The organism is Synechococcus sp. CCY9201 (genome assembly GCF_034931105.1).
Classification (GTDB): domain Bacteria; phylum Cyanobacteriota; class Cyanobacteriia; order PCC-6307; family Cyanobiaceae; genus CBW1002.
On sequence record NZ_JAYGIC010000025.1, the window covers coordinates 1 to 7,565 of the forward strand.

Sequence of the window (7,565 nt, forward strand, 5' to 3'; positions counted from 1 at the left end):
TCGGTGGGCTGCGGCGACGCCTGGGCAGGATCAGTGGAGGAAGGGGGTGCCAGGGGGGACTTGGCTTGTGGGCTCACCTTTGCAGGGTTCAGCCTTGTGGGTGGCGAACGCCCAGGCCTCCTCGATCAAATCGAAGTGCTCATCGAGCTCAAGGTGAGGCTGGCCGTGATGGTCCACCAGGCGATAGCGCCGGGGTTGAGGGCTGCTGCTGCTCGGCAAGGCGGTGGGTATCGGTTCAGAGCTCAGCTTGGTGGAGGGTGCAGGGTGCCCAGCCCGCTTTGCGTTTCTCAGCCCAGAGCTTGAGGGCCTCAGCCCGTCTCAGCTCTCGGCGTGGCTTCAGCAGCGGGATCTCGTGATCGGGGGAGCCGCTCGCCGGTGCTGTTGATCGCCATACTTCTTTGGACTGGCCGGTTATGACTTTGGCGTGATTGGTAAGTCATGTAACTCTATTCGGTAAAGGGAAAGCGTGAATTGAGTGCTGGCATCGGCAAATTGATAGACGAGTCTAGGATTGAGTGATTGCTGCTGAATTATGGATAGGAACTTGTCGCTAGGCGCGAATAGGAAGATGTGTTGAAATCCATCCGGGACCCTGAAGTCTTCCTCTGGCATGCGGGGAAATAGGAGATGAACGTCGGGATTGAATTGGTGGGCAAAGCGAAAGCTTTCGTAAAAAGATAAATCGGATATCACGAGAGGACGGGAAACCTGATGAACGATCGGTGGAATTTCCACGTCGAATTCAGACCAGCCCCACCAGGTTTTACCCAGTGCTCCATTGATGCAGGAAACGGCACCTGTCGAAAGCAGTAAAATCATGACCAGTGCCCAAAGCCTGCTTGGGGCATGGCCAATCTCGGGATGAAGCTTAGATGTGAAAAAATGAGCAATGATGATGTCAATGCTGATGTAACACAGCAGGAAATAGCGATTGCTGGTGGAGCGTCCTCCCCCAAGCAGTAAATCCGCAACGAGAAATGGGAGAAAGGAAGTGCCTAACAATAGCAGCAGAAAAGACCAAGTCCGAGGCGCCGTAGAGTGCCAAAAATGATAAATAGCATAGCCAAGAAAAAGTGTAATTGGAATGCTAAGGTAGGACAGCAAGTGTTCGTATTGATAATGCCAAGCGCCAAATCCTAGAGTAAGAGACCTTCCCCATGCCCTGATTAAATCGCCATGGGAAATCGGACGCGTCATCCATTGGGTTGTCTGTATTGCGATGTCTTGGTTATTCCAGGCTAGCCATAGCCACGGCGAAATCGCACTGAGACTGGTTCCCGCAGAAATCATAAAGTATCGCAGGGTTCTGGTGAATTGGAATCCCTGAAATAGCAACAAGTAAAGACCATGCGCAATCAAGACTGTCCCTGTCAGTAAATGGGTATAGAAGCCTAGTATGGTCGCTCCAATGTATATTGTCCAGATCCTTTTGCTGGGCTGCGCGATCCCCCTGAGTAGGGTTGCCGAAGCGATTAACATCAACAGGGTCCACAAGCTATATTGACGTGCCGATTGAGCTTGTTGGAGGAAGATGGGTGAAACGGCATAAAATGCCATCGCAACCCAGCCTGTTATTGGCGCATGAAGTAGTTCTAGGCATAGCCAGTAAATAACGGGAAATGTTAATAGGCTAAATATGGCTGGCAGGCTCCGAGTTGCCGCTTTGGAGCTCCCGAATAGTTGCTCCCAGCAGCGAGTGAGGAGAAAGTAAAGAGGCGGATGTTGTGGTTCTTCCGCGGCGAGGCCAGCGATGGTGCCAAACGCACCTTTTTCGAGAGAAGGACGTTGAAACTTCTGGAATTCTGCAACCGTTGTCACCTGACCGTCAAAGGCTTGTCGTCTGACTTCCGCTGCGCTGTAGCCCGAAGCCCGCAGTAATGTGTAGGTTTCGTCCATCCAGTAAGGTTTTTGATCAAGATTGATCAGGCGACAAGAAACTCCAATCAGGATGATTAGGATGCAACCTGAAACAACACCTCTTTTCCAGGATGGGGATTGAGTGGCATGGCGCGAATAGGGCTTCAGGGGCACGAGTTATTCACCTAAAATAGTGAAGCTGCCAAATTGGTGAGCTGACTGTGAAATTACTGCGTTAGCGGTGTGCCCACCTCTGTTGAAATCCTCCGAACAACGTGGCTTTGCGCCCATTGCGCCTCAAGTCAGAAGCAGGCAGATTCAAAACCAGTATAGCCAGGGACGTGCACGATGGCCAATAACTGATCGGTTGATCGCCGAGCGGCCTGGGCTGTAGCTCCAGACCCGATCTCCAGTCGATGGCTGAGTTCTACAGTGAAGTATGCACACCCTCAGGTGTGTGTGATCCGTTCATCTCCCTGAGGGGAAGCCTCGCCATGGAATAACACGAACAGGACCGATTCGACCAGCTCGATGCCCAGCAGCTTCGGGCTCTCAAGTTGCAGGGCAAGCGGGGCAAGACGATCCAGAGCTACGCCAAGGCTGTATGCCGCATCGCAGCAAACTTCTTCAACCTCTGCCCCGACAACCTCACAGTCGCTGGCTTGAATATCTCCTTCGCCTGGATGGTGGAGACCTACTCCTGGAGAAGCGTCAAGGCGGATCTGTGGGGTTGTCGTTTGTCTTGCACCAGAGCGTTGTCTGACATCCCCACACGGGAGGAAGTGCGGAGCTTGAACAACAGTGTTTATCGACTGCGCCACCGCTTTCCCTTCCTTGGATCGCATCGAGGATCTGCTGGCCGGCTTTGCCCTGTGCTGGAAAGACATCTGATGATCCTGCTTGATGATCACCGCCTGGCGGATGATCGACATCCCTGCCTGCCGTGATCTGGATCTGCGAGGCCGTACCAGTGCCCATGCTGTACTCCACACCCATCCCGTAATCTGAATGGCTATGCCCAGGTGCATCTGATTGTGCCTGCCGGTGCCCTCAACATGCGCAGGATGCCAGGGCACCACGAAAAATGGGAGAACAAGCTTCTGTTCTGGGCAGCCAATCTATCGCGTATGTTTCCAGCTAAGTGATTTCATGCTATGCGCTTGGTAGGCCTGAAGACCTTGTCTGATGCATGGGTGGTGCACTGTAAGAAAGTGCCTGGCCCCAGGTGGCAGTATCGCCGGGCTTTGTTGTGTGGACGTAAATCCGAACCCCCAGCGTGTCCATGAACAGGGCGCCAATGAGAAGGGCGCCCCGTGTCGAGCGCCCTTTGGCCGGTTGCAGGGCTAGCGCTTGCACTGCCCTGATCGAGGTCTCTGATTCAGAGATAGATCCGCTGGGTCGTTGTGTCAGTACGGCAAGCCGATTAGGGCTGCACTGAGGCCAATCATGAGGCCTTCTGGGACCCCCCCGGCCGCGGACAAAGTGCTGCTCAGGTCTCCTTGTGGCTGCGCAGCAGGGTCGGCCGTCGGCCGAACAGCTGGTAGGCCAGTAGCTTCACCCGATCCTCCACCAGGAACCACACCAGCGAGTAGCCCCACACCAGCAGGGCCCACCCCCAGCCGATCGGGGCCATGAAGATGCCGTTCACGGCCAGCAGGGTGGCCAGCAGCTGGGTGCCGACCACCGCCAGCAGCAGCGGCAGGGCCGGCCGCACAGACCAGAAGGGCCCCACCGTACGGGCCACGAACACGGTCAGATGTCCCGCCACCGAGAGCTTGAGATAGATGAGGGTCTGGATGAACTCCCGCGGTTGGGCGAACACCACCTCCGCCAGCCAAAGCAGGCCGAAGGTGGCCACCACACCCGCCAGGCCCAGGGCGGTGGCCACCCCCAGCACCACCGGCATCTGCCAGCGCACCGGCCGGGGTGACCAACGGGTGCGGTCGTAGGCGATCGAGAGGATGGCGCCGTCGTTGAGCAGGGCCAGCAGCACGATCATCAACGCCGAGAGGGGATAGAAATCGAAGACGAGGATCGAGACCGTCATGAACACCAGCACCCGGATCGTCTCGGCGATGCGATAAACGGCGTAGTGGTGCATGCGCTGGAAGATGCGCCGGCTCTCGCGGATCGCCTCCACCACCACGCTGAGGCCAGGACTGAGCAGCACGATGTCGGCAGCGCTGCGGGCGGCATCGGTGGCTCCGGACACGGCGATTCCGGCATCGGCGCGCTTCAGCGCCGGCGCATCATTGACCCCGTCGCCGGTCATCCCCACGAGGTGACCGCGCCGCTGCAACAGTTCCACGATCCGGTACTTGTGCTCCGGAAACACCTGGGCGAACCCATCGGCCCGCTCGATCCGCTCTCCGGGATCGTGAAAGGGGCCGGCGGAAAGATCCTCGAGGCTTTCCGCCGGCAGGATCTCCGCTCCGAGTCCAAGCTGGCCGGCCATCTCCCGGGCGATCGCCACCTGATCGCCGGTGATCAGCTTGGTGGCGATCCCCAGCTGGCGCAGTTCCTCCAGTGTCGTCTTGCTGTCGTCACGAGGGGGATCAAACAGCGGCAGCACGCCGAGTAGATGCCAGGGCTAATCCCCTTCGGCCTCGGCTACGGCCAGCGACCGGTAGCCGCGGGCGGCGAACCCCTCCACGGCGCGCGTCACGTCGGCCTGCACCGCCACCGCATTGGCGGCCATGGCCAGCAGCACCTGAGGAGCTCCTTTGCTCACCCGAAAACGGCGGCCACCAGACTCAACCAGGGTGGCTTCCGTGCGCTTGCGCACCGGATCGAAGGGCTGGAACGCCTCAAGGCGGAGTGACTCAACAGGAGGGTCAGCCGCCGCCGCCACGAGCACGGCCTCATCAATCGGATCACGGACTTCTTCCCGCGACGCCAGAGCGGCGCAGTGGATCAGGTGGTCAACGGCACACCCCGGCACGCAGAACGGACGTCCGAGGCTGAGCCGGTTCTGAGTGAGCGTGCCGGTCTTGTCGGAGCAGAGGATGTCGATCCCCGCCAGTTCCTCGATGGCGGCGAGCCGCGTCACCACGGCGCGTCGGCGGGCCAGCCGCTCGGCCCCGACCGCCAGAGTGACCGAGAGCACGGTCGGCATGGCCACCGGGATGGAGGCCACGCAGAGCACCAGGGCAAAACGCAGGGTCTCGACCATGCCGTGCCCGCGGAACAGGGCCACCAGAGACGGACGACGGAAAGACGGTACCCACCGCTTTGTCGCCCAGGTCACGGTGTACGCCCGAGCCCTCGGCGTCGCTCTGGCCCAAAGGACTTCCGACACTCGTGAATCCAGCCAGCACGCAGCCATCAGGAAGCATGGAGAAGGAGTGGCACTGGGTTCGCGACGTGTAGCTGGGTGCGGACGTTCACCGGTCCGCCAACCGGATCGACGCGCCGTTGGTCTGCTTCCCGCGCTCGGTGGTGATGAACATCTTGCGCCGAGCAGCGTTTCGCTCAATCCACGCCCGCCAGCAGGACCTGGCGCATGACATCAGTCGGATGCTGGTGTTGGGAACGGCGAGTGCGGCCTGATTGGACAGTGAGGTGGCCCTGGCCAGGCTCTGGGGCTGGCAGGCATGGAACAACTCCCAAAGGAGATCACCCATCCTCTACTGGTTATTCCCAGGGCGGCCCCCTGGAAGTCAGCTCGTTACGAGTCGTCGGCCCGCCGAGATCTCTTTATTCGCAACTGATTTCAGCCGAGTTGCCCTCTCTGGAACCCGCTGAGCTCCTCCCGGGGTGTTGACAACCAGTCAGAGGATGTTACGTTGGAACTAACGGATGCCCCGATCGCTTCCGATCCATATCGACAATCTCTGTGCTTGCCAACGGCTGTGGCAATGTCCGTGTAAGCGCTCGATTTGGATTTCAGTCGCGGATCTCGGTTATGCCGTCACGCTCTTGTGTGATGACCTGGCGCTGCCTTCCAGGCAACCCCCGACAAGCTCTGTGCAGGGGCGCATCCGGCGTTGAACATCAGGAGGAACATCCATGAACACGACCATCTACAACCCGATGCCGAGCACCACCAGCGAAGTGGATCAGCAACTCGCCAACGAGCAGCTTCGCCAGGCAATCCTCGACAAGAAGGAGGCCCAGATCGAGGCCTGGTCCGCTCAGATCGCGAAGATGCAGCAGGGTCTGCAGACCGTTGCTGAAGGCGTTCGCGATGAAACCGAAAAGCGGCTTGCCGAGTTGCTCCAGGCCCGTGATCAAGCCCGTGTCCAGCTGGAGAGCCTCCAGAAGGCCACCCAGGACAGCTGGGACTCCCTGCTTCAGCAAAGCGACACCTTCTTCCAGGATCTTGCCAAGCGTTTCCACGAGTTTGTGATCACGGAGAGCTGATCGATGACGTCGAGATTCCCCCGACAAACCACCCACTGTCCTCCGTTTCCCATCGCCATGACTTTCAGCAGAACGTTTACCCGCATGATCCAGGTGGATCGACACACCTCGATGTTCGATCTCTTCCAGGCGCTGCGTGACGACTCCACTCCCAACACCCCAGCTGCCTTCACCGAGGCCCTGATGCCTGAGATCAAGCAGTCCTTCTGGCTGCTGGTCTCCAGCAATACCGTCATTGATTCCCAGGACACGCAGGTCCTCCCCATGATCCTGGAACGTGCCGTGCCCAGCGGCGTGTCGGTAGCTCTCAATGTGGACTGGCAACCACAACTCTGGGGCCTGCCGCCCCATTCACCGCCGAGCAGCGAAGTATTGCGTCGTGTCCAGCCACTGATATGGGCCGCTCAGCTCATTCATTGCACTGGCGAGGAGGCCGAAATGTTCTTCGGAACAACGGATCCGGTGCGGTTGCACAACGGCCTCCCACAACGGCCGGCCGTGCTGATCATGGATTCAGCCGGTGATCTTCAGTGGTGCATTGGAGGCCTTCGCGGCAGGCTGGACTTCTCGATGCTTCAGGACCACGAGGTGTTCCTGGCCCGGCTACTCGACAACCTCTCCACCAATCCTCAGCTGCTGGGTCATGCAGGCCCGGGCGTCGATGCCGTTGCCGACCCCGACGGACTGGCCGAACAGCTGCTCACGGCCGCTGCTGCTTCAGCTGGCCCTAGTTTGATTCACAACAAAGGACTATTCATTGATCATTAATCTCTGGCAATCTCCTTAATCTTCCCCGCGCAACGCAGTTCCGCCCGCTGCTCTGAGCCAGTTGAAGGTGGTGAGCTCACAACTCAGGTCGTTTTCAACCTTGTCTGTCGGCTGCGCGGGGTAAAGCCGATGACCCAATATCTCGAATATGATTCATTTTCGAGCAATGATCGCAACTCTTATGAGCAAGAAACGCCGTCCATCTCCCGTCGATGCGATCGAGGAGATGCAGAACGATCGTCCCTACGACGAACCGATCGACAAGAGTGACTACAAACGTGAGCTCGAACAACTCCAGATTGAACTGCTCAAGGCGCAGCGTCACATCAAGGCTGTCGGACAGCGCGTGGTGATCCTGTTTGAAGGTCGCGATGCGGCGGGCAAGGGTGGATCGATCAAGCGCTTCCGCGAGCATCTGAACCCTCGCGGCAGTGAACATGTGGCGCTGCCGAAACCCAACGATGCCGAACTGACCCAGTGGTACTTCCAGCGCTACGTGCCGCACCTGCCGTCAGCCGGCGACATCACGATGTTCGACCGGTCGTGGTACAACCGGGCCGGCGTCGAGAAGGTGATGG

The 7,565-nt window shown here is 58.8% G+C and carries 7 protein-coding genes and 1 pseudogene; 3 read left to right on the forward strand and 5 right to left on the reverse strand.

What is annotated here, in order from left to right:
* Nucleotides 1-235: 235 nt before the first annotated feature.
* From VB716_RS02330 to VB716_RS02350, 5 genes are all read right to left on the reverse strand, one after another.
* Entirely contained in the window at nucleotides 236-415 is a 180-nt protein-coding gene (locus tag VB716_RS02330) for a DUF1651 domain-containing protein (protein WP_323269621.1), read from the reverse strand.
* A complete protein-coding gene (locus VB716_RS02335) occupies nucleotides 412-2,031 on the reverse strand; it encodes a glycosyltransferase family 39 protein (RefSeq protein ID WP_323269616.1) in 1,620 nt (539 codons plus the stop codon). The genes VB716_RS02330 and VB716_RS02335 overlap by 4 nt, the downstream gene beginning before the upstream one ends.
* Before the next feature lie 275 nt (nucleotides 2,032-2,306).
* Complete coding sequence (locus tag VB716_RS02340; RefSeq protein WP_322758335.1) at nucleotides 2,307-2,789, reverse strand: hypothetical protein; 483 nt, start codon at nucleotides 2,787-2,789, stop codon at nucleotides 2,307-2,309.
* A 557-nt stretch (nucleotides 2,790-3,346) separates the two neighbouring features.
* Nucleotides 3,347-4,429, reverse strand: a complete 1,083-nt coding sequence (locus VB716_RS02345) for an HAD-IC family P-type ATPase (protein WP_323269617.1) — start codon at nucleotides 4,427-4,429, stop codon at nucleotides 3,347-3,349.
* Nucleotides 4,430-4,447: 18 nt separating this feature from the next.
* Entirely contained in the window at nucleotides 4,448-5,053 is a 606-nt protein-coding gene (locus tag VB716_RS02350) for an HAD-IC family P-type ATPase (protein WP_323269618.1), read from the reverse strand.
* An 812-nt stretch (nucleotides 5,054-5,865) separates the two neighbouring features.
* On the opposite strand from VB716_RS02350, the gene VB716_RS02355 reads away from it, so the two are divergent.
* The 3 genes and pseudogenes from VB716_RS02355 to VB716_RS02365 form a co-directional block, all read left to right on the forward strand.
* On the forward strand, nucleotides 5,866-6,219 hold the full coding sequence (locus tag VB716_RS02355; RefSeq protein ID WP_323269619.1) for a hypothetical protein: 354 nt from the start codon (nucleotides 5,866-5,868) through the stop codon (nucleotides 6,217-6,219).
* Between the two features lie 57 nt (nucleotides 6,220-6,276).
* Entirely contained in the window at nucleotides 6,277-6,987 is a 711-nt protein-coding gene (locus VB716_RS02360) for a fructokinase (protein WP_323269620.1), read from the forward strand.
* Nucleotides 6,988-7,213: 226 nt separating this feature from the next.
* A pseudogene (locus VB716_RS02365) lies at nucleotides 7,214-7,565 on the forward strand (polyphosphate kinase 2); the annotation flags it as partial.